Consider the following 220-nt stretch of genomic DNA (forward strand, 5'->3'; position numbering starts at 1 on the left):
CAGGCGACGCAGCGGTTCTATTTCACCGCTGGTACCGTCCTTCAAAAACTGTACAATAACTACCTTACGCCTATGCCCTAAAGCGCGCAGCGCCAGGCCCATGGCGGCGGTTGTCTATGCCTGCCCCAACGCTAAATTCACCTGGCTGATGAACGAAGCGGAAAAGGCGGAGGCTCGCCGCAACTCTACCGTCGCGCTGCGCCAGGCATTGGAACAGTCC

General features: G+C 58.6%; 1 protein-coding gene. It reads right to left on the reverse strand.

Annotation, left to right across the window (positions count from 1 at the left end):
* Positions 1-102, reverse strand: a 102-nt coding sequence (locus H6B10_RS17070; protein WP_204652525.1) for a cob(I)yrinic acid a,c-diamide adenosyltransferase, incomplete at its 3' end; no start/stop codon positions are given.
* Between the last annotated feature and the right edge of the window lie 118 nt (positions 103-220).

Source organism: Gemmiger formicilis, from assembly GCF_016901605.1.
GTDB lineage: Bacteria > Bacillota > Clostridia > Oscillospirales > Ruminococcaceae > Gemmiger > Gemmiger formicilis_B.